This is a genomic window from Bacillus sp. CIS52, from assembly GCF_053545315.1.
Genome location: NZ_JBIUFR010000002.1, coordinates 1 through 18,513 on the forward strand (window position 1 = coordinate 1; position 18,513 = coordinate 18,513).

The 18,513-nt window shown below is 47.0% G+C and carries 20 protein-coding genes, 21 tRNA genes and 1 rRNA gene; 35 read left to right on the top strand and 7 right to left on the bottom strand.

Going from position 1 to position 18,513, the window contains the following annotated elements; genetic code table 11:
• Positions 1-25: 25 nt before the first annotated feature.
• The 22 genes from rrf to ACH32G_RS09885 all read left to right on the top strand — a co-directional run bounded on the left by rrf (position 26) and on the right by ACH32G_RS09885 (position 2,068).
• Positions 26-141 (top strand): 5S ribosomal RNA (gene rrf, locus ACH32G_RS09780).
• Between the two features lie 23 nt (positions 142-164).
• Positions 165-240 (top strand) — tRNA-Val (locus ACH32G_RS09785).
• A 29-nt stretch (positions 241-269) separates the two neighbouring features.
• A tRNA-Thr gene (locus ACH32G_RS09790) sits at positions 270-345 on the top strand.
• Between the two features lie 37 nt (positions 346-382).
• Positions 383-458, top strand: a tRNA-Lys gene (locus tag ACH32G_RS09795).
• Between the two features lie 12 nt (positions 459-470).
• Positions 471-554: transfer RNA gene (locus ACH32G_RS09800), tRNA-Leu, on the top strand.
• A gap of 9 nt (positions 555-563) precedes the next feature.
• Positions 564-638: transfer RNA gene (locus ACH32G_RS09805), tRNA-Gly, on the top strand.
• 19 nt (positions 639-657) lie between these two features.
• A tRNA-Leu gene (locus ACH32G_RS09810) sits at positions 658-743 on the top strand.
• 9 nt (positions 744-752) lie between these two features.
• Positions 753-829, top strand: a tRNA-Arg gene (locus ACH32G_RS09815).
• An 18-nt stretch (positions 830-847) separates the two neighbouring features.
• Positions 848-924, top strand: a tRNA-Pro gene (locus ACH32G_RS09820).
• A 4-nt stretch (positions 925-928) separates the two neighbouring features.
• Positions 929-1,001: transfer RNA gene (locus tag ACH32G_RS09825), tRNA-Ala, on the top strand.
• Positions 1,002-1,021: 20 nt separating this feature from the next.
• Positions 1,022-1,098, top strand: a tRNA-Met gene (locus tag ACH32G_RS09830).
• Positions 1,099-1,100: 2 nt separating this feature from the next.
• Positions 1,101-1,177 (top strand) — tRNA-Ile (locus ACH32G_RS09835).
• Between the two features lie 7 nt (positions 1,178-1,184).
• Positions 1,185-1,277 (top strand) — tRNA-Ser (locus tag ACH32G_RS09840).
• A gap of 19 nt (positions 1,278-1,296) precedes the next feature.
• Positions 1,297-1,373: transfer RNA gene (locus tag ACH32G_RS09845), tRNA-Met, on the top strand.
• A gap of 7 nt (positions 1,374-1,380) precedes the next feature.
• Positions 1,381-1,457: transfer RNA gene (locus ACH32G_RS09850), tRNA-Asp, on the top strand.
• A 12-nt stretch (positions 1,458-1,469) separates the two neighbouring features.
• A tRNA-Phe gene (locus ACH32G_RS09855) sits at positions 1,470-1,545 on the top strand.
• A gap of 21 nt (positions 1,546-1,566) precedes the next feature.
• A tRNA-His gene (locus ACH32G_RS09860) sits at positions 1,567-1,642 on the top strand.
• A gap of 7 nt (positions 1,643-1,649) precedes the next feature.
• A tRNA-Gly gene (locus ACH32G_RS09865) sits at positions 1,650-1,723 on the top strand.
• Between the two features lie 15 nt (positions 1,724-1,738).
• Positions 1,739-1,815 (top strand) — tRNA-Ile (locus tag ACH32G_RS09870).
• Positions 1,816-1,824: 9 nt separating this feature from the next.
• Positions 1,825-1,899, top strand: a tRNA-Asn gene (locus tag ACH32G_RS09875).
• Positions 1,900-1,902: 3 nt separating this feature from the next.
• Positions 1,903-1,993, top strand: a tRNA-Ser gene (locus tag ACH32G_RS09880).
• Positions 1,994-1,996: 3 nt separating this feature from the next.
• Positions 1,997-2,068 (top strand) — tRNA-Glu (locus tag ACH32G_RS09885).
• Positions 2,069-2,103: 35 nt separating this feature from the next.
• Here the strand turns inward: ACH32G_RS09885 and ACH32G_RS09890 are convergent.
• Both ACH32G_RS09890 and ACH32G_RS09895 read right to left on the bottom strand, forming a co-directional pair.
• Positions 2,104-2,574: a TspO/MBR family protein gene (locus ACH32G_RS09890; protein WP_448814295.1), complete on the bottom strand. Its 471-nt coding sequence runs from the start codon at positions 2,572-2,574 to the stop codon at positions 2,104-2,106.
• 133 nt (positions 2,575-2,707) lie between these two features.
• Positions 2,708-3,427: a TraR/DksA C4-type zinc finger protein gene (locus ACH32G_RS09895; RefSeq protein WP_016938461.1), complete on the bottom strand. Its 720-nt coding sequence runs from the start codon at positions 3,425-3,427 to the stop codon at positions 2,708-2,710.
• A gap of 284 nt (positions 3,428-3,711) precedes the next feature.
• Between ACH32G_RS09895 and ACH32G_RS09900 the strand changes: the two genes are divergently transcribed.
• From ACH32G_RS09900 to menC, 6 genes are all read left to right on the top strand, one after another.
• A complete protein-coding gene (locus tag ACH32G_RS09900) occupies positions 3,712-5,127 on the top strand; it encodes an isochorismate synthase (protein WP_448814296.1) in 1,416 nt (471 codons plus the stop codon).
• Positions 5,124-6,860, top strand: a complete 1,737-nt coding sequence (menD, locus tag ACH32G_RS09905) for a 2-succinyl-5-enolpyruvyl-6-hydroxy-3-cyclohexene-1-carboxylic-acid synthase (protein WP_415273473.1) — start codon at positions 5,124-5,126, stop codon at positions 6,858-6,860. The genes ACH32G_RS09900 and menD overlap by 4 nt, the downstream gene beginning before the upstream one ends.
• Positions 6,848-7,672: a 2-succinyl-6-hydroxy-2,4-cyclohexadiene-1-carboxylate synthase gene (gene menH / locus ACH32G_RS09910; protein WP_016938464.1), complete on the top strand. Its 825-nt coding sequence runs from the start codon at positions 6,848-6,850 to the stop codon at positions 7,670-7,672. The genes menD and menH overlap by 13 nt, the downstream gene beginning before the upstream one ends.
• Before the next feature lie 58 nt (positions 7,673-7,730).
• Positions 7,731-8,549, top strand: coding sequence for a 1,4-dihydroxy-2-naphthoyl-CoA synthase (gene menB / locus ACH32G_RS09915; RefSeq protein ID WP_016938465.1), 819 nt, complete (start codon positions 7,731-7,733; stop codon positions 8,547-8,549).
• 87 nt (positions 8,550-8,636) lie between these two features.
• Positions 8,637-10,100 (top strand): o-succinylbenzoate--CoA ligase, encoded by a 1,464-nt coding sequence (locus ACH32G_RS09920; RefSeq protein ID WP_448814297.1) that lies wholly within the window; start codon positions 8,637-8,639, stop codon positions 10,098-10,100.
• Positions 10,097-11,212 (top strand): o-succinylbenzoate synthase, encoded by a 1,116-nt coding sequence (gene menC / locus ACH32G_RS09925; protein ID WP_269774592.1) that lies wholly within the window; start codon positions 10,097-10,099, stop codon positions 11,210-11,212. Before ACH32G_RS09920 ends, menC begins: the two co-directional genes overlap by 4 nt.
• A gap of 270 nt (positions 11,213-11,482) precedes the next feature.
• Here the strand turns inward: menC and ACH32G_RS09930 are convergent, their stop codons facing one another.
• From ACH32G_RS09930 to ACH32G_RS09940, 3 genes are read right to left on the bottom strand one after another with little or no spacing between them, the layout of a single operon-like run.
• A complete protein-coding gene (locus tag ACH32G_RS09930; protein WP_415273471.1) occupies positions 11,483-11,644 on the bottom strand; it encodes a DUF1540 domain-containing protein in 162 nt (53 codons plus the stop codon).
• Positions 11,645-11,702: 58 nt separating this feature from the next.
• Positions 11,703-12,743 (bottom strand): cytochrome d ubiquinol oxidase subunit II, encoded by a 1,041-nt coding sequence (locus tag ACH32G_RS09935; RefSeq protein ID WP_016938470.1) that lies wholly within the window; start codon positions 12,741-12,743, stop codon positions 11,703-11,705.
• Positions 12,744-12,764: 21 nt separating this feature from the next.
• On the bottom strand, positions 12,765-14,096 hold the full coding sequence (locus tag ACH32G_RS09940; protein WP_029575342.1) for a cytochrome ubiquinol oxidase subunit I: 1,332 nt from the start codon (positions 14,094-14,096) through the stop codon (positions 12,765-12,767).
• Between the two features lie 195 nt (positions 14,097-14,291).
• On the opposite strand from ACH32G_RS09940, the gene ACH32G_RS09945 reads away from it, so the two are divergent.
• Positions 14,292-14,540 (top strand): type B 50S ribosomal protein L31, encoded by a 249-nt coding sequence (locus tag ACH32G_RS09945; RefSeq protein ID WP_448814298.1) that lies wholly within the window; start codon positions 14,292-14,294, stop codon positions 14,538-14,540.
• Positions 14,541-14,666: 126 nt separating this feature from the next.
• Positions 14,667-15,236: a beta-class carbonic anhydrase gene (locus ACH32G_RS09950; protein WP_016938473.1), complete on the top strand. Its 570-nt coding sequence runs from the start codon at positions 14,667-14,669 to the stop codon at positions 15,234-15,236.
• Here ACH32G_RS09950 and yidD read toward each other — a convergent pair.
• Positions 15,233-15,460: a membrane protein insertion efficiency factor YidD gene (yidD, locus tag ACH32G_RS09955; RefSeq protein WP_016938474.1), complete on the bottom strand. Its 228-nt coding sequence runs from the start codon at positions 15,458-15,460 to the stop codon at positions 15,233-15,235. The two genes, ACH32G_RS09950 and yidD, sit on opposite strands and share 4 nt — an antisense overlap.
• A gap of 124 nt (positions 15,461-15,584) precedes the next feature.
• On the opposite strand from yidD, the gene ACH32G_RS09960 reads away from it, so the two are divergent.
• Together ACH32G_RS09960 and ACH32G_RS09965 are read left to right on the top strand one after the other, a co-directional pair.
• Entirely contained in the window at positions 15,585-16,058 is a 474-nt protein-coding gene (locus ACH32G_RS09960; protein ID WP_003152237.1) for an S-ribosylhomocysteine lyase, read from the top strand.
• 114 nt (positions 16,059-16,172) lie between these two features.
• Entirely contained in the window at positions 16,173-16,616 is a 444-nt protein-coding gene (locus ACH32G_RS09965) for a FixH family protein (RefSeq protein WP_016938475.1), read from the top strand.
• On the opposite strand, the gene ytzI is transcribed toward ACH32G_RS09965, so the two are convergent.
• Positions 16,613-16,762, bottom strand: coding sequence for a YtzI protein (ytzI, locus tag ACH32G_RS09970; protein ID WP_016938476.1), 150 nt, complete (start codon positions 16,760-16,762; stop codon positions 16,613-16,615). The genes ACH32G_RS09965 and ytzI overlap by 4 nt on opposite strands.
• Before the next feature lie 124 nt (positions 16,763-16,886).
• On the opposite strand from ytzI, the gene ACH32G_RS09975 reads away from it, so the two are divergent.
• The 3 genes from ACH32G_RS09975 to ytkD all read left to right on the top strand — a co-directional run bounded on the left by ACH32G_RS09975 (position 16,887) and on the right by ytkD (position 18,488).
• On the top strand, positions 16,887-17,324 hold the full coding sequence (locus ACH32G_RS09975; protein WP_003152242.1) for a Dps family protein: 438 nt from the start codon (positions 16,887-16,889) through the stop codon (positions 17,322-17,324).
• Between the two features lie 147 nt (positions 17,325-17,471).
• Positions 17,472-17,876: a phage holin family protein gene (locus ACH32G_RS09980; RefSeq protein WP_448814299.1), complete on the top strand. Its 405-nt coding sequence runs from the start codon at positions 17,472-17,474 to the stop codon at positions 17,874-17,876.
• 132 nt (positions 17,877-18,008) lie between these two features.
• The gene (gene ytkD, locus ACH32G_RS09985) at positions 18,009-18,488 is read left to right on the top strand and encodes an RNA deprotection pyrophosphohydrolase (RefSeq protein WP_016938479.1); all 480 of its coding nucleotides are present in this window, start codon (positions 18,009-18,011) and stop codon (positions 18,486-18,488) included.
• Positions 18,489-18,513 lie beyond the last annotated feature (25 nt).

Here is an 18,513-nt window from a genome sequence, read left to right on the forward strand (position 1 = left end):
AGTTTTGAGAGAACACTCTCAATGGTTTGGTGGCGATAGCGAAGAGGTCACACCCGTTCCCATGCCGAACACGGAAGTTAAGCTCTTCAGCGCCGATGGTAGTCGGGGGTTTCCCCCTGTGAGAGTAGGACGCCGCCAAGCCATTACACGTAAGTGTAATATACGGAGGATTAGCTCAGCTGGGAGAGCATCTGCCTTACAAGCAGAGGGTCGGCGGTTCGAACCCGTCATCCTCCACCATTTCTATCATACATAAGTTGGCGTATTAGGCCGGTGTAGCTCAATTGGTAGAGCAACTGACTTGTAATCAGTAGGTTGGGGGTTCAAGTCCTCTTGCCGGCACCACTTTTATATGTTATACTATATAAGTCTCTTGTAAAAAGAGCCATTAGCTCAGTTGGTAGAGCATCTGACTTTTAATCAGAGGGTCGAAGGTTCGAGTCCTTCATGGCTCACCATGTTTTTTTCTTGCGGATGTGGCGGAATTGGCAGACGCGCTAGAATCAGGCTCTAGTGTCTTTACAGACGTGGGGGTTCAAGTCCCTTCATCCGCATTGCCAAACGCGGAAGTAGTTCAGTGGTAGAACATCACCTTGCCAAGGTGGGGGTCGCGGGTTCGAATCCCGTCTTCCGCTCCAACTAAACTATACCATCCATGCCGGGGTGGTGGAATTGGCAGACACACAGGACTTAAAATCCTGCGGTAGGTGACTACCGTGCCGGTTCAAGTCCGGCCCTCGGCACTTATTGTTGCGCCCGTAGCTCAATTGGATAGAGCGTTTGACTACGGATCAAAAGGTTAGGGGTTCGACTCCTCTCGGGCGCGCCATACATACTTTTGAAAAATCGGGAAGTAGCTCAGCTTGGTAGAGCACATGGTTTGGGACCATGGGGTCGCAGGTTCGAATCCTGTCTTCCCGACCACTTTGGGGCCTTAGCTCAGCTGGGAGAGCGCCTGCTTTGCACGCAGGAGGTCAGCGGTTCGATCCCGCTAGGCTCCACTTGATTTTAATTGTTTTTTGGCGGTGTAGCTCAGCTGGCTAGAGCGTACGGTTCATACCCGTGAGGTCGGGGGTTCGATCCCCTCCGCCGCTACCATTGGACCTTTAGCTCAGTTGGTTAGAGCAGACGGCTCATAACCGTCCGGTCGTAGGTTCGAGTCCTACAAGGTCCACCACTTATACGGAGGAATACCCAAGTCTGGCTGAAGGGATCGGTCTTGAAAACCGACAGGGGTGTCAAAGCCCGCGGGGGTTCGAATCCCTCTTCCTCCGCCATATCTAATTTAATCATCATCGCGGGGTGGAGCAGTTCGGTAGCTCGTCGGGCTCATAACCCGAAGGTCGCAGGTTCAAATCCTGCCCCCGCAACCAAAAAAATGGTCCGGTAGTTCAGTTGGTTAGAATGCCTGCCTGTCACGCAGGAGGTCGCGGGTTCGAGTCCCGTCCGGACCGCCATTTATATAAAAAGGCTCGGTAGCTCAGTTGGTAGAGCAACGGACTGAAAATCCGTGTGTCGGCGGTTCGATTCCGTCCCGAGCCACCATTTTAATTTAATATTGTTTTGGCGGTTGTGGCGAAGTGGTTAACGCACCAGATTGTGGCTCTGGCACTCGTGGGTTCGATTCCCATCAATCGCCCCAAACAAATGCGGGTGTAGTTTAGTGGTAAAGCATCAGCCTTCCAAGCTGATGTCGTGGGTTCGATTCCCATCACCCGCTCCATTTTTATATTGTCGTGGGCCTGTAGCTCAGCTGGTTAGAGCGCACGCCTGATAAGCGTGAGGTCGGTGGTTCGAGTCCACTCAGGCCCACCATGATAATTTTCCACAGTAGCTCAGTGGTAGAGCTATCGGCTGTTAACCGATCGGTCGCAGGTTCGAATCCTGCCTGTGGAGCCATATGGAGAAGTACTCAAGTGGCTGAAGAGGCGCCCCTGCTAAGGGTGTAGGTCGTGTAAGCGGCGCGAGGGTTCAAATCCCTCCTTCTCCGCCATAAGGCCCGTTGGTCAAGCGGTTAAGACACCGCCCTTTCACGGCGGTAACACGGGTTCGAATCCCGTACGGGTCATTAAAAAAACCTTGCATACTATGCAAGGTTTTTTATTATGAGTTCATATTGTAAATGGTAAAAGACAGGTATGTGGCAAAAGCGCTCCATAATAAATAAGGAACCAAAAGCCAGGCTGAAGCTTTGCTGTATTTACCGGCAATCATCAATAAAATGAGTGTTGTAACGGCTACAAGCAGGCAATCGATAGATGCAGCAAGAAAATTTTTCTGTGTGAATTGAAAAAAGCTGAATCCTTGATTCACGATATAATTGATGAGAAGCATCACCCAGAAAGCTTTGGATTCTTTACATGAAAGCTTTACGTATACCAAGGCTGCTGACAGGGAGATAAGTGCAAACAAAACCGCCCATATGATGCCTATCACTGATCCGCTCGGCGTCCAGTCAGGTTTTTGAAGCGCGTCGTACCATTCCCGATCTACGGGAAAGAGAAACCCCGCTAAGGAAAACAAGGCATATGTAATGATAAATACAATGATCGCACCGATATACTTCTTTTTCATCTCTTCCCTCCATTGTTCAATGTCATTCCCGATTTTAGAAAGGTCAAACCTTGTTGAGAGCCATGCACCATTAAGTGTATGAGTTTCCATTGCAAAAATGCAACAAATGTAAAAACCCCGGCTTACCGGGGTTTTAGTCAGCATGAAGATCGCCGAAAGTCGTCATAATTCCTTCTTCATCCAGTTCCTGTTCATATTTTTCGTGGTCTCTGCTTGGATACACGGAAATGTTTTTTCCGGTAATATCTGTGGCGATAAAATTTTCATAATCCTCAACATAGCCGATGTTTTCTTCTGAGTTCATTGTCATATCGTTGTAGCTGAGAGGCGGAACCTCTAAATCTTGAGGTGTTTCTGAGTTTCCGTATTCCTCTACATCCTGATATGAGTCTTCACTATCGTAAGGCGGCCGTATTGATTCATCATCATCAAATTCAAACTGTCCGAACGGTGTTTCCTCTTCAATCGGCCTGTCTTTAGAAACGGCATCCTGAGAGGAATATTCCGCCAAGGTGGTAGCCGTCGGCAGAGCTTCCAGTCTGTCATAAGGGATTTCTTTGCCGCTGACTTCACAAATACCGTATGTGCCGTTTTCAATTTGTTTCAAGGAGTAATCAATGTCGCGAAGGTGCTCCCGTTCATGGTCGAGGAGCGCCAGATCTTTTTCACGCTCGTATAATTCAGTCGCCTGATCGCCGGGATGATTGTCATAGGAAGACAATTCGCCGGATGACTGATACGGGAATTCATCTGTTAATTGAAATTGGTCATTCTCTTTAAAACGACTTAAGATATCATGTTTGGCTTCTTCGAGCTCTTTTTTCAAGTGTGTGATCTGTTCATTTGTAAGCACATCATTCCCTCGTTTCTATGTGATGCTTATGACTGTTAGTATGAACGTTTTTGTGCAGAAAAATGGTGGATAAAAATGGTCGTTTTCCCACAGTAAAGTAAAGGATACAGTGATTGCCGAGAGTGGGGAAAGAAAATTCAAGTTTGTTTCTTTATTCATTTGCGCAAAAAGGTTTATAATAAGAAATGCAGGCATTTTGTCGTGCGCAAATCTGTGTGTTTGACACAAAGTCATCACAGGTGTATTGTATTAAAAGCATTTAACGGATTATGGAGGAATGTCTCATGGTGACAACGGTGCAGCATACGTTCCGAGAGGAAGCAGATCATGCATTACATAAAGCCAAACAAGTCAACCATGCTGTCTTATTGAGCTATTCAAGACGTATTGCGTCTTTAGACCCTCTATCATTTTTCAAAGACGGAGCAAAAAAATATAAAGGCAAACGATTTTTTTGGTCAGAACCCGGTAGTGAATTAACAATAGTCGGTCTTGGCACAGAAGCGCTGTTCCAATCGAATGAAAAAAACGAAAAACGTTATCAAGATGTTTTTGAACAATGGGAGCGCTTTAAAAAGACGGCTTATCATATTCATGAAGAAGAAGAGGCGGCGCATACCGCGGTCGGCCCTGTCTTATTCGGCGGTTTTTCATTTAATCCCGCTGAAGAAAGAGGAGACGAATGGGATGGGTTCGAAGAAGGACTGTTTTTTATTCCCTCACTCATGCTGACAAAGACGGCGGATGGTGATTATTTAACCGTCAATCAATGGGCGGCAGACGGCAATCAGGCAGAAGATGTGCTGAAACGTCTGAAATCTTTTTCTGAAGCTTTTACAGTTTCTTCAATGACATATGAGGAATATCCTGATTTAACAAAAGCGGAAGAACTAGATGTAGAAAACTGGCTTGACGCCATTAAAACAGCAACAAATGATATGAAAGCAAATCAATATGATAAAGTCGTCCTGGCAAGGGAAGTCGTTTTGTCATATGACGGGCCGATTCCGGCGGAGAGCGTTGTCCGCAAGCTTTTGACGGATCAAACGACAAGCTATGTTTTTGCGATTGAGCAGGGAAATAAATGCTTTGTCGGCGCTTCACCGGAACGGCTGATCAAAAAATCCGGCAAAGACGTCATGTCCTCTTGTCTGGCAGGTTCAATTAAGCGCGGAGAAAGTCAGGAAGAAGATGACCGTCTCGGCGAAGAATTGCTGCATGACGAAAAAAACCTGGCGGAGCATGATTTTGTGGTTCAGATGATAAACGATGCTTTTTTATCGAGCTGCAGTGATGTGAAAAAGCCTGCAGGTCCGCAATTATATAAAACAAAAAGTGTGCAGCATCTATATACACCGATCACCGGCCGTCTTAAAACGTCCGCTTCGCTGTTTGATTTAATTGAAAAGCTGCATCCCACACCGGCATTGGGCGGAGCGCCCCAGCAGAAAGCTGTTGATGTTATTGCTGAAATTGAACCGATGACACGCGGGTGGTACGCGGCGCCGATCGGCTGGATGGACGGCAGGGAAAACGGAGAATTTGTCGTGGCCATCCGATCAGGATTGATTGAAGACAAAAGGGCGCGCCTTTTTGCAGGCTGCGGCATTGTTGAAGATTCAGATCCGCAATCAGAATATGAAGAAACACAAATTAAACTAAAGCCGATGATCTCTGCTTTAGGAGGTGAAAGGCTTTGACAAACCCGATTACACATTATATCGGAAGCTTTATTGATGAATTCGCTCTTTCTGGTGTAACCGACGCGGTCGTTTGTCCCGGATCGAGGTCGACTCCGCTGGCGGTTTTGGCAGCGGCCCACCCGGATATTCAAGTCCATATACAAATTGATGAACGATCCGCAGGTTTTTTCGCACTCGGTCTTGCAAAAGCCCGCCAGCGTCCCGTCATGCTGATTTGTACGTCAGGAACGGCAGCGGCTAACTTCTATCCGGCCGTGATTGAGGCTCATTATTCAAGAGTGCCTCTCATTGTCCTGACTGCTGACCGGCCCCATGAATTAAGGGAAGTAGGGGCGCCTCAGGCGATTAACCAGCATTTTCTGTTCGGTAACTTTGTTAAGTTTTTCACAGACTCGGCTCTTCCCGAGGAAAATCCTCAAATGCTGAGTTATATCAGAACTTTGGCCGGCAGAGCCGCAAGTGAAGCGGGGAAACAGCCGATGGGACCGGTGCATGTCAATGTGCCGCTCAGGGAGCCTTTGATGCCTGATTTGTCAGCCCGGCCTTTTGAAAGAATGAGATCAGATCGGCATGTCTCTGTCACAACAGGGATTCAGTCTGCCGATCCGGCCTCACTGCGTCATATTACAGAGCGTCTTGCGAATACCGAAAAGGGGATGATCGTCTGCGGCGAAATTCACGGTGAAGCAGAAAAACAGCAGATCCTCGCGCTTGCCGAGATGCTTCAATTCCCGATTTTGGCTGATCCGCTTTCAAATCTGCGAAACGGAAAGCATGATAAGGCGCTGATCATTGATGCTTATGACTCGTTCTTAAGAGATGAGGAGATAAAAGAAGTGCTGCGTCCGGAAGCTGTGATTCGCTTCGGTCCGATGCCGGTTTCCAAACCGCTCTTTGTATGGCTCAGGGATGATCCTGCCATTGAGCAGTTTATCGTCGATGAAGACGGAGGGTGGAGAGATCCCACTCAGGCCGGCGCGCATATGATTCATTGCCATCCGTCGGTGTTTTTGGAAGCGGTCCGTTCAGTTGAAACGGGAAGACGGCTATCCGAATGGCTGGAGAAATGGCAGTTTGTCAATGAACGGTTCCGCGGCCATTTACAGCATGCGGGCATGGATAATTTGTCATTCGAAGGAAATGTATATCGTCACCTTCAGCACCTTGTTCCTGAAGACAGTTCGATTTTTGTCGGCAACAGCATGCCGATTCGCGATGTGGATACTTTCTTTGAAAAGCAAGATCGTTCCTTCCGCGTCTATGCCAACCGCGGAGCTAACGGAATTGACGGAGTTGTTTCCTCGGCTATGGGCGTATGTGAGGGAACAAAAGCTCCCGTCACGCTTGTGATTGGAGATTTATCGTTTTACCATGATTTAAACGGGCTGTTAGCGGCTAAAAAACTTGGAATTCCGCTTACGGTTATTTTAATAAACAATGATGGCGGCGGGATTTTCTCATTTTTGCCGCAGGCATCTGATAAAACTCATTTTGAAGAACTATTCGGTACGCCGACGGGCCTTGATTTCAAGCATGCCGCAGCACTGTATGGCGGGACGTATACTTGCCCTGAGACATGGGAAGCATTTAAGGATGCATATCAGCCGCAGGCGGACAAGCCCGGACTTCATATTATCGAGCTTAAAACAGATCGGACCTCAAGAGTTCAATTCCATCGCGATCTGCTGCAGGCCGCAGTGCGGGAAGTGAAAAAAGAATGGAGACTGTAACTGTCAAAATGGCTGACGGCGTGTGCTACCGGGTGAATGATACCGGTGACCGCTCGTCTGAAGCAATTGTTTGTCTGCACGGATTTACGGGCAGTAAAGAATCATGGATGTTTCTGCGCGAAATGTTTCCCGGCGAGCGAATGGTGATGATTGACTGCCTGGGTCACGGGGAGACAGACGCGCCTGTGCAAGCGGCAAGGTACAGTACGAGCCGGCAGGTTGCGGACCTTGCCGCCGTTTTTGATCAATTAAAACTTCACAAAGTGAAACTTATTGGTTATTCTATGGGGGGAAGACTTGCGTATTCCTTTGCACAGGCATTTCCGCACCGGGTGTCAGCGCTTGTTTTGGAAAGCTCCACTCCTGGTCTCAGCACGCTTCAGGAACGCAAAAAGCGGATTCAGTCAGACCGGAAGCTTGCGGACTTTATATTGAAGGAAGGCATAACATCGTTTGTCGATTATTGGGAGGGCATTCCGTTGTTTGCCACGCAGCTTTCTCTGCCGGACAGCGTAAAGGCGTCCATCCGTGCCGGCAGGCTGAAAAATAATCCGTCCGGACTTGCAGGCAGCCTGCTCGGAATGGGGACGGGCTCGCAGCCTTCCTGGTGGGATGCTTTAGACCGCATCAAGGCGCCCGTTCTGCTTATATGCGGTGAATGGGACGAAAAGTTTTGCGTGATTAATCAAAAGGTGCATAACCTGCTCCCATCAAGTAAAATAGAGGTTGTCAAACAGGCGGGGCACACGGTACATGTGGAACAGCCGCGAATTTTTGGTAAGATAGTAAGTGAGTTTTTATACGGCTTGTAAAGCATATAGAAAATAGCTTTTCGGCCGGACTCAGGCAAAAATGAAGGAGGTCATATCAATGGCTGCAGAATGGAAAACTGAACGTCAGTACGATGAAATCTTGTACGAGACGTATAACGGTATTGCAAAAATAACAATTAACCGCCCGGAGGTACATAACGCATTTACTCCTAAGACGGTATCAGAAATGATTGACGCATTTGCTTGTGCGCGTGATGACTCTAATATTGGTGTCATCGTTCTTGCGGGAGCGGGAGATAAAGCATTCTGTTCAGGCGGAGACCAAAAAGTCCGCGGTCACGGCGGATATGTCGGAGACGATCAGATCCCGCGTCTGAACGTGCTTGATCTTCAGCGTTTGATCCGCGTGATTCCTAAACCGGTTGTAGCAATGGTTTCAGGTTACGCGATCGGCGGAGGCCATGTGCTTCATATCGTCTGTGATTTAACGATTGCGGCTGATAACGCGATTTTCGGTCAGACCGGACCGAAAGTGGGAAGCTTTGATGCCGGTTACGGTTCAGGCTACCTGGCGCGTATCGTCGGACATAAGAAAGCCCGTGAAATCTGGTATCTGTGCCGTCAATACAATGCGCAGGAAGCGCTCGACATGGGTCTTGTCAATACGGTTGTCCCATTAGAGAAACTTGAAGAGGAAACCATTAAATGGTGTGAGGAAATGCTTGAGAAAAGTCCTACAGCCCTTCGTTTCCTTAAAGCGGCATTTAACGCAGATACAGACGGCCTCGCCGGAATTCAGCAATTTGCGGGAGATGCAACACTTCTTTATTACACGACAGACGAAGCGAAAGAAGGCCGCGATTCCTTTAAAGAAAAACGCAGTCCGGATTTCGGTCAGTTCCCTCGTTTTCCGTGATCAGATGACACTACGAAACAGCTTGAGCCGCTCTGGTCCAAGCTGTTTTCTTTTCAAACACAGTACTTTTACCTCGGAGATGATAACATGCTGACAGAACAGCCAAATTGGCTCATTCAAAGGGCTCAGCTGACACCTGAGAGAATCGCTCTCATATTTGAAAACAAACAGATGACATTCAGAGAATTGTATCATGCTTCTGAACAAATGGCCGCGCGGCTGTCCGAATACTGCAAGCTTAAAAAAGGAGACCGTGTTGCAATTTTGCTTTCTAACCGCCCAGAAATGATTTATGCCGTTCACGCCTGCTTCTTATTAGGAGCGGAAGCGGTGCTGTTAAATACGAAGCTCTCAAAACAAGAACGGCTGTTTCAGCTCGAAGATTCAGAGGCGAAGCTTTTATTGACGGAAGACGGTTTTTGCCGCGAAGATTATGAATCTGCAGTCGCTGTCGCAGATGTGGACGAGCTGCAAGCTGAAAAGGCGGGTGACATGGAGCCGGAAGCTTATGTAACACTTGATGATACGGCGACTCTTATGTATACGTCAGGAACAACGGGAAGGCCGAAGGGGGTGCAGCAGACTTTCGGAAACCATTATTCCAGCGCTGTATCGTCTGCGCTGAATCTGGGGGTCACGGAGCGGGACCGCTGGCTTATTGCGCTGCCGCTGTTTCATATCAGCGGTCTGTCAGCGCTGTTTAAGTCGGTCATTTACGGCATGCCTGTCGTGCTGCACCGAAAATTTTCAGTTACTGATGTGCTTGCCAGCATCCGCTCACACCGGGTCACGATCATATCAGCGGTGCAGACAATGCTTTCAGGTCTGCTTGCGGAAACCGAACAATGTCCGGAATCATTGCGGTGCATTCTGCTTGGCGGAGGGCCGGCCCCCCTGCCGCTCCTTGAAGAATGCCGAAGAAAGCAATTTCCGGTCTTCCAGTCTTACGGCTTGACAGAAACCTGCTCACAGATTGTCACGCTGTCACCTGAATTCAGCATGGAAAAGCTCGGCTCGGCCGGTAAACCGCTGTTTTCATGCGAGATCAGAATTGAAAAAGAAGGAAATCGCTGTACGCCGTTTGAACACGGTGAAATCACGGTAAAAGGCCCGAATGTGATGAAAGGGTACTATCATCGTGATGAAGCGAATCAGGCCGCTTTTCATAATGGCTGGTTTAAAACGGGCGATCTTGGCTATTTAGATGACGAAGGGTTTTTATATGTGCTGGACAGACGGTCGGATCTCATCATTTCAGGCGGAGAGAACATCTATCCGGCTGAAGTGGAAGCGGCGCTGCTTGCCCATCCGGCTGTAGCAGAAGCAGGTGTTTCAGGAGCCGAAGATCCAAAGTGGGGGAAAGTGCCGCATGCCTTTCTCGTGCTGACTTCTTCTGTCAGTGCAGAAGAGCTGGCCGCCTTTTGCCGAGAACGCCTTGCAAAATATAAAGTGCCGGCTGCTTTTTTCGCGGTTGACGAGCTCCCGCGGAACGCGTCCAATAAACTGATGAGACATCGGCTGAATGAGCTTCGTAAAGGAGAATTGTCATGATTAAGATTGAAAAAATCACCCTTTATCATGTAAGTATGAGGCTGAAAAAACCGTTTAAAACAAGTATTGAAACGCTGCAGGACCGCAAATTTTTGATCGTGGAGGCGATCGACGAAACCGGCAGAACGGGCTGGGGGGAGGTATCGGCGTTTTCTTCTCCTTGGTATACAGAAGAAACGATTCAGACATGCGCGCATATGCTGAGAGATTTTTTCATCCCAAATATCGTAGGCCGCGAGTTTTTCCATCCGTCAGAAGTGCCTGACAGTCTCGCGCGTTTCAAAGGAAACCGCATGGCAAAAGCGGGGCTCGAATCAGCCGTGTGGGATCTATATGCCAAGAAAAAGGGGATATCTCTCGCAGAAGCCTTAGGGGGCAAAAGAGATAAAGTGCCCGCCGGGGTCGTAGTGGGTCTTGCTTCGGATGATGTGATGCTTCGGGAAATTGAGCAATACGTAAAAGAAGGTTATCAACGTATAAAAATAAAAATTCAGCCCGGCCGTGACGTTGATTTGGTCAGAGCCATCCGCAGCCGTTTCCCGAACTTACCGCTGATGGCGGATGCCAACTCGGCATATGAACTGAAAGACATCAGCAGGCTGAAAGAATTGGATGAATTCCAATTAATGATGATAGAACAGCCGCTTCAGGCAGATGATATTGTCGATCACCGCCACCTGCAAAAACATTTGAGAACGGCGATATGTCTTGATGAAAGTATATGCTCATTTGATGACGCGAGGCGGGCGATTGAGCTTGGAAGCTGTAAAATCATTAACATAAAACCGGCGCGTGTAGGAGGCCTGACAGAAGCTTTAAAAATACATGATTTATGCAGAGAGCATCACATGCCGGTATGGTGCGGCGGAATGTTCGAGACCGGCATTTCGAGAGCGCAGACAGTCGCGCTTGCTTCGCTGCCGCAATTTACGATACCGGGTGACATTTCCTCATCAGACCGATACTGGGAGGAGGATATCGTTACTCCTGACATCCGTATCGAAGAGGGATTTATCTCTGTTCCGGACGATCCTGGACTGGGTGTCAGCGTGAATCAGGAAGTAATGAGAAAATACGTCACCCAAATGGACGTTTTCACAACGAACAGCTGATAAAACTTTATTTCAGCAAGTTGAGCACACTGTAAGCTGCTGTTATATTGAAACTGTTCAACATCACCCCTTCCCTGTTTGAACCGGCTGAAAAAGCCGGTTTTTTTAGCAGACGAATGTGATAATTTTTTTCAAACAGTCTCAGCTTAACATCGCAAGCGTTGCTTTCTCGATACTGATTGTACCGTCTGCCGCCGCCAATTTGCCGTTTCTGCAATGCTTTTCATCGGCGCCGAAATGAAAAAGAGCTGTATAAAAACAGCTCTTTTTTTATAAATCAAACGGTTTAAAGGTTTTGCAATCGGTTTCTTCACTTTTTTCAGCGGTTTCGCCTGTATGGCTGACAACATAAATCGCGTCGGCCGTGCATTTGTTTCCTTTGCCCCAATAAGAGCAGTTATTGACTTCACACAGTATTTTTTGATGATCCATGCTGACTCCCCCTCCATGATAAAAGGTACGCCATTAGTATGAACCGCTCTGATTTCTGTTATTCCTCTTGGCGGATATAACGTCTGTCTTTCATAAAGAGCTTCCAGAAGAAATAAAACCCGGGAAACAAGATAATGAAAGCGACGATATACGTCATAAACAGCGCCTTGAAGGTTGCCGGCTCCGTAAATCCAGACATGACCGTAATATCGGGATAAATCATATAAGGAAGGTGGGCCCGTCCGTACGCATAGCTTGCCAGGAAATATTGCAGCGCAATGGCGATCATGGCGATTCTCGGTTTGCCGATGTTCTGGCCGAAGCGTTTATTCGGCAGAAACAGGGCCGCGCCCGCAATAATAAATGTAATGACAGACAGGATGAGCCATGTCTTGTCTTTCATCATCCCCGTATACAGCCAGCCGGCTTCAGAGCGTAATGTCACCATAATGAAGATGGCAAAAAGAAGTGACAGCGGCCCTGTTATTAAAGAGCTCCGTCTGTAGATGCGGTACGCATGCTCCTCTTCCGCAACATTTGAAAAGTCAGCCAGAAGCAGCGAAGATAAAAACAAAGTGCTTAAAATGGCAAAGCCGATAAACGCATACGCATTAGGGCTTGTAAAGACATTTGCCAAATTTAAGTGATACACTCCGCCCGTCTTGTCGATAAATCCCCCGTGTGTGACCGGAAGGACCAAAATCAGCACGGCAGGAATAATGAAGCCTGAAATTCCGGAGATATATCTCATGATTTTTCTTTCCTTCGCCGTATTGGAGAAGACGAGAAAGCCGCTGCGGATCGCTAAAAGCAGCAGAATGATACTCCCCGGAATCAATAAAACGGTCCCCAGCACGAAGGTTGCCCCGGGAAAGAAGCTGAAAAGGGCGACAACGATTGCGACGATAAAGACATTGGTCACTTCCCATGTCGGGGACAAATAACGGTTGGCGATGTTTGTCGCCTTTGTTTGTTCTTTATTTAAATAAATCATCGACCAAAAGCCGGCTCCGAAGTCCATCGTTGCCATGACCGCGTAGATAAACACGAAGCCCCATACGATTGATATCGCGATGAGAGCGTCCATGGTAATGTCCATTTCAATTCAGCCCTTTCTTTGTTAAGATTCCGCCGCTTTTACATCCTCCTCAACGGGATGTTTGCGGAAATAATAAAGCAGCACATAAATGACTGCGGCCGCCAAAATGGCGTAAACCACCGTAAACAGGATGAACAGCAAGCCGATTGAACCGGTTGTGGTGACGACATCTGATGTTTTCAGCAGATGATAAATCACCCATGGCTGCCGTCCCGTACAAGCGAATATCCACCCGAATTCAATTCCGATCAGACTGAGCGGTCCTGCGGTTAAAAATAAAATTAAAAGCCAAGTCGGAAAGCTGTCTTTCTTTAAGATTTTTCTCCATACGATGCCGATGATGGAGTATAAAATGAGCAGCATTCCGATGCCGACCATTCCGTTAAACAGTGTATGAATGAATAAAGGCGGCCACTCGTCTTTCGGAAACGCGTTCAACCCTTTAACGACGGTATCAAAGCTGTTTGCAGCCAAAAAGCTTAAAGCCCACGGCACTTCTATCGCCCATTTTACTTTTTCTTCTTTTGGATCGGTAAAACCGCCGATCGCAAGCGGAGCGTGTGATCTTGTTTCGAACAGCCCTTCTGCGCCCGCAAGCTTTTCAGGCTGGTATTCGTAAAGAAGCTGAGCTGATTCGTGTCCGTTTAAAGAAGCAATAATGGAAAAGATTCCGCCGATCGTTAAAGCGAGCAGCAGCGCTTTTCGGTGAAACCGGTATATCTGCTCCTGTTTTCTCGTTCTTAGCATTTTATAAGCTGCTACTGAGGCGACGATAAATGCACCGGTCATGAAAGCCGTCAGAACGACATGGCCCGCGGTGGTGAAAAAGCTTGGATTAAAAAATGCGGCCCACGGTTCGACGTCAGTGATTTTGCCGTTTAAAATTTTAAAGCCGGCCGGCGTTCCTTCAAATGCGTGAACATTTGTGATTAAGACGGCAGATGCCGCAGCGCCGATCAAAACGAAAATAACCGCAATGATGCGCATCGCCGGAGTCAGCCGGTCAGCGGCATAGACATAAATGGACATAAACAGCGCTTCGATAAAGAAAGCATAAATTTCAATTTGAAACGGGAGTGACATCACTCTGCCGATGACCTCCATGAATCCGGGCCACAAAAGAGCAAGCTGTGTACCCGCGATCGTTCCGGTCGGTATCGCCACGCCGAGCAGAACCGCCTGCGCCTTTGTCCACCTTTTCGCCATAATGGCATAATGAGGATCTTTGGTTTTTTGATAAATCAATTCAGCCATTAAAATCATCAGAGGCAAGCCGACACCAAGCGTCGCAAAAATAATATGAAAGCCCATGGTTGTCCCGAACAGGCTTCTGGCTAACACTAAATCATCCACGTCATAAACCGCCTTTCTTATTACCGTTTTATGTAATGTGGTTATATTATTTGCTGAAGCCATTAGATTATTCTTCTGATTCCATATATGGGCAGGGTTTAGAAATCAAGGGATCAGGGCATATATGATTGACAAGCGCCTATTTAAGGTTTAGAATAAAACGTAATTATTACGATTTAAGAAAGGGAGATCAGCATGAAAAAAGATATTCATCCGGATAACCATCAAGTGATTTTTCAAGATGTGAACAGCGGCTACCGATTTTTAAGCCATTCAACGAAAACGTCAGAGGAAACGGCAGAGTGGGAGGACGGAAAAACATATCCGCTGATTAAAGTAGAAATCAGCTCAGATACACATCCGTTTTATACAGGCCGCCAAAAGTTCAACGAAAAAGGCGGGAGAGTCGAACAGTTCAACAAAAAATACAATATGGGAAAGTAAGACAAGCCCGAGGGGGTTTGTCTTATTTATTGGGCCGTCTGTTACTTTGTGATCAGGTGCGGGTAGTGACGAAATGGCCCGCCTTGTGTTATATTGTGAATAAAAAGGCAGAAAGGAAACACCAAGATGAGTCTTCTAAACGATATCATGAATTTTAATGAGCAGTTCACTAAAAACAAAGATTATGAAAAATACCAAACATCTAAATTCCCGGATAAAAAGATGGCGATTCTGTCCTGCATGGACACACGCCTTGTTGAATTGCTTCCCCATGCGATGAACATGCGAAACGGCGATGTGAAAATTATTAAAAGTGCCGGCGCGCTTGTCGCCCACCCGTTCGGAAGCATCATGCGCAGCCTTTTAGTGGCCGTATATGAATTAAACGCTGATGAAGTCTGCGTGATCGGCCATCATGATTGCGGCATGAGCAAAATCAACAGCGAGGATATGCTCGGTAAAATTATTGACCGCGGTATTCCGAAAGAGCGGATTGACATGCTGAAGCACTCAGGCGTTGATCTTGATCAATGGCTGAAAAGCTTCGATTCTGTAGAAGCGAGTGTGACAGACAGCGTAAACGTCATTAAACACCATCCGCTTTTCCCTGACAATGTGCCGGTGCACGGTCTGGTGATTGATCCTGAAACCGGTAAACTTGATCTGGTGATCGATGGCTACCAGCATATGGACTAATGCTTTTGCTTTTTTTCCGGTACGGGATCAACCCCGCCCGGATGAAACGGATGGCACTTTAAGATTCGCTTCAAGGTCAGCCATCCGCCTTTTAATGCGCCGTGAGTCCTGACGGCTTCGATTCCGTACTGAGAACATGTCGGATAGAAGCGGCATGACGGCGGCGTCAGCGGAGAGATGAACTTCTGGTATCCGCGGATTAACGCAATCATTATGGTTTTCATCAAAAAAACCACCTTTCTAATGCCAGTATAGAAAAAAAATTTCAGATTGAAAAGCTTCCGCCGCAATTCTTATCGGAAAACTGTGTTATAATGGATGCATATTCTGAAAAAAGGGAGTGCTATTATGCCTTCAGTAGAAAGCTTTGAGCTTGACCATAATGCGGTTGTGGCTCCGTATGTAAGACATTGCGGGGTGCATAAAGTCGGAACAGACGGCGTCGTGAATAAGTTTGACATCCGCTTCTGTCAGCCGAACAAACAGGCGATGAAGCCGGATACGATTCATACGCTTGAGCACTTGCTTGCGTTTACGATTCGCACACATTCTGAGAAATACGATCACTTCGACATCATAGATATTTCACCGATGGGCTGCCAGACAGGCTATTATCTTGTTGTGAGCGGCGAGCCGACAGCGGAAGAAATTGTCGACCTGCTTGACGCTACGCTGAAAGAAGCCATCGATATTACGGAGATCCCGGCAGCCAACGAAAAACAGTGCGGCCAGGCGAAACTTCATGATTTGGAAGGCGCGAAACGCCTGATGCGTTTCTGGCTGTCACAGGATAAAGAAGATTTGCTCAAAGTGTTCGGATAAAAAACAGGCCTTTTTGCTGTCATGCAAAAAGGCTTTTTTACATATTTCTAAAAAATGTCACACCTTATGTGTAAGCGTTTGCTAAAATAGAAGCAAACATGAAGGAGTGATGGAATGAAACGGGCTGTATTAGCGGGTATGTGCGGTATGGTATTTCTTTTATCTTCTTGCGGAGGCAATGCGGACAAAACCTCCGCGGATGAAGAGCCGAAAGCGCTTGAAGTCAAGCTTACCGGACCGGAAACGGCAGAGCCGCATGAAAAAGCAGAATACAAGGCGGAAGTTTTTTACGGCGGTAAGCGGGTCACGGATGCGGATGAAGTCATGTTTGAAGTATGGAAAGAAGGAAAAAAAGGCAGCGGCAAAACAAGCAAGGCCAAGGAGGAAAAAGGGGCGTATTATCTGCGGACTGAATTCGATAAAGAAGGTGTATATACCGTTCAATCCCACGTAACGGCAAAACAGCAGCACAATATGCCGACTGTAAAAGTGCGTGTCGGGGATGCTGAAGCTGCCGATGATTCCTCCGGCCGTGAGGAAAAGGCGCAACATCATTAAGGTTTGTTTTTATCCGTCAATCCGTTTGATGCGTCCTGCGGCGGATCGATCGTATGCTTTACGTTATAGGCTCTTACCGTCGACCAGATGGATAAAAGCAGCACGGCAAGCACGATAAGAAAGCCGAGACTCAGTAGAAGCAGCATGAAATCCCTCCTTTTTAACAAATGATAACATATTTTCCATATGGAAAACCAAGGGCTAAAAATTTATGTTTTAACACACGATATATAGGGTATATCAATAGTAAACCAAAGGAGGAAGATTGGGATGTCAGAAAAACTATTGGAAGCAGTTAATAAACAAGTTGCAAACTGGACGGTCATGTATGTGAAATTACATAACTATCATTGGTACGTCAAAGGGAAGGACTTTTTCACATTGCATGAGAAATTCGAAGAGCTGTATAACGAAACGGCTACATATATTGATGACCTTGCAGAGCGTCTGCTGGCATTAAACGGCAAGCCGATCGGCACCATGACGGAATCATTGAAGACTGCTTCTATAAAAGAAGCGGAAGGCAATGAGAGCGCAGAACAAATGGTACAGAACATTTATGATGATTTCACTGTCATTGCAGAAGAGCTGAAAAGCGGAATGGATCTCGCAGATGAGGTCGGGGATGAAACGACCGGCGATATGCTGCTGGCCATTCACCAGAATATCGAAAAACATAACTGGATGCTGAAAGCGTATTTAGGATAATTAACAAGGGAAGACCGGGGCTTTAGAGCGTCCGGTCTTTTATTTGGCCGCCGAAGATGTTGTCCATTTTTCTGAAAAATCCAGACCGTTCCGTTCACTTTTCATAGAATAATGTAAGGCCGTTTCTGTGAAAGGATGTTGGATCAAATGGGCAGAGACTTTGGCATCTTTTCGTTTTTTGCAGTGATTGTGTCGGCAGCGGGATTTTTCTTTGGCGGTTTTCAGTATTCGTTTCTGGTTTTGCTATCGGTCATGGCGATCGAATTTATCAGTACAAGCTTAAAAGAGTCTCTTTTGCATCAGCTGAGCCCAAAAAGGCTTTTTGCGCGGCTGGTCAAAAAAATTGTGACCCTGGCATTAGTCTCAGTTTGCCATTTTTTTGATCAGCTGCTTTATACCGAAGGCGCTATCCGTAATTTGGCTATCATGTTTTATATCTTATACGAATCGGTACAGATTGTGATCACGGCAAGCTCGCTGGGCATCCCGGTTCCGCAGGTGCTCGTCGATCTTTTGGATACCCTGAAAAATAAATTCAAGCGCAAACCGTAACATTTGCTTCAAACGAGGCTATACTAGCGGGTATGATGGTTTTCCTCTGAATTTTTGATAAAGGGCTTCCGAACAAACGCAACTGTGGTATGATGTATGGAAGATATGAAGGAACGGATTAGAGGGATAAACATGTACGAGTTTAAAGACTATTATCAGAATACTGTTCAGCTCTCCTTTGAACACCAGCCTTTTTCAGACAGCCCGAAGCACGTATGGGTCATATGCCGATATGGCGATAAATGGCTTTTGACTGAGCATGAAGACCGGGGGTTTGAATTTCCGGGCGGAAAAGTGGAGCCGATGGAATGTGCGGAGGAAGCGGCCCTGCGCGAGGTGAAAGAAGAAACCGGCGCTGCGGTAAGACACCTTCAGTACGTCGGACAGTATAAAGTTCTCGGCAGGGAAAAGATAATCATTAAGAATATATATTTTGCCGATATTGAAAGGCTTGAAAAACAGGCTGATTATTTTGAAACGAAGGGGCCAGTGCTGTTCAGCGAACTGCCGGAGAATCTCCCGAGAAATAAAAAGTTCAGTTTCATCATGAAAGATTCAGTGCTTCCGATCAGCCTGAAAAAGCTGAAAGAGGACGGCGTATTTCAATCATAAAAACGGAGACCCGGCGATACCGCAC

Bases quoted from the DNA above. Each gene is read 5' to 3' on its own strand.
- ACH32G_RS09890 (WP_448814295.1), bottom strand. From the start codon at position 2,574: ATGAAAAAGAAGTATATCGGTGCGATCATTGTATTTATCATTACATAT.
- ACH32G_RS09900 (WP_448814296.1), top strand. From the start codon at position 3,712: ATGGTGACAACGGTGCAGCATACGTTCCGAGAGGAAGCAGATCATGCA.
- menH (WP_016938464.1), top strand. From the start codon at position 6,848: ATGGAGACTGTAACTGTCAAAATGGCTGACGGCGTGTGCTACCGGGTG.
- menB (WP_016938465.1), top strand. From the start codon at position 7,731: ATGGCTGCAGAATGGAAAACTGAACGTCAGTACGATGAAATCTTGTAC.
- ACH32G_RS09920 (WP_448814297.1), top strand. From the start codon at position 8,637: ATGCTGACAGAACAGCCAAATTGGCTCATTCAAAGGGCTCAGCTGACA.
- menC (WP_269774592.1), top strand. From the start codon at position 10,097: ATGATTAAGATTGAAAAAATCACCCTTTATCATGTAAGTATGAGGCTG.
- ACH32G_RS09930 (WP_415273471.1), bottom strand. From the start codon at position 11,644: ATGGATCATCAAAAAATACTGTGTGAAGTCAATAACTGCTCTTATTGG.
- ACH32G_RS09935 (WP_016938470.1), bottom strand. From the start codon at position 12,743: ATGGACATTACCATGGACGCTCTCATCGCGATATCAATCGTATGGGGC.
- ACH32G_RS09945 (WP_448814298.1), top strand. From the start codon at position 14,292: ATGAAAAAAGATATTCATCCGGATAACCATCAAGTGATTTTTCAAGAT.
- ACH32G_RS09950 (WP_016938473.1), top strand. From the start codon at position 14,667: ATGAGTCTTCTAAACGATATCATGAATTTTAATGAGCAGTTCACTAAA.
- yidD (WP_016938474.1), bottom strand. From the start codon at position 15,460: ATGAAAACCATAATGATTGCGTTAATCCGCGGATACCAGAAGTTCATC.
- ACH32G_RS09960 (WP_003152237.1), top strand. From the start codon at position 15,585: ATGCCTTCAGTAGAAAGCTTTGAGCTTGACCATAATGCGGTTGTGGCT.
- ACH32G_RS09965 (WP_016938475.1), top strand. From the start codon at position 16,173: ATGAAACGGGCTGTATTAGCGGGTATGTGCGGTATGGTATTTCTTTTA.
- ytzI (WP_016938476.1), bottom strand. From the start codon at position 16,762: ATGCTGCTTCTACTGAGTCTCGGCTTTCTTATCGTGCTTGCCGTGCTG.
- ACH32G_RS09975 (WP_003152242.1), top strand. From the start codon at position 16,887: ATGTCAGAAAAACTATTGGAAGCAGTTAATAAACAAGTTGCAAACTGG.
- ACH32G_RS09980 (WP_448814299.1), top strand. From the start codon at position 17,472: ATGGGCAGAGACTTTGGCATCTTTTCGTTTTTTGCAGTGATTGTGTCG.
- ytkD (WP_016938479.1), top strand. From the start codon at position 18,009: ATGTACGAGTTTAAAGACTATTATCAGAATACTGTTCAGCTCTCCTTT.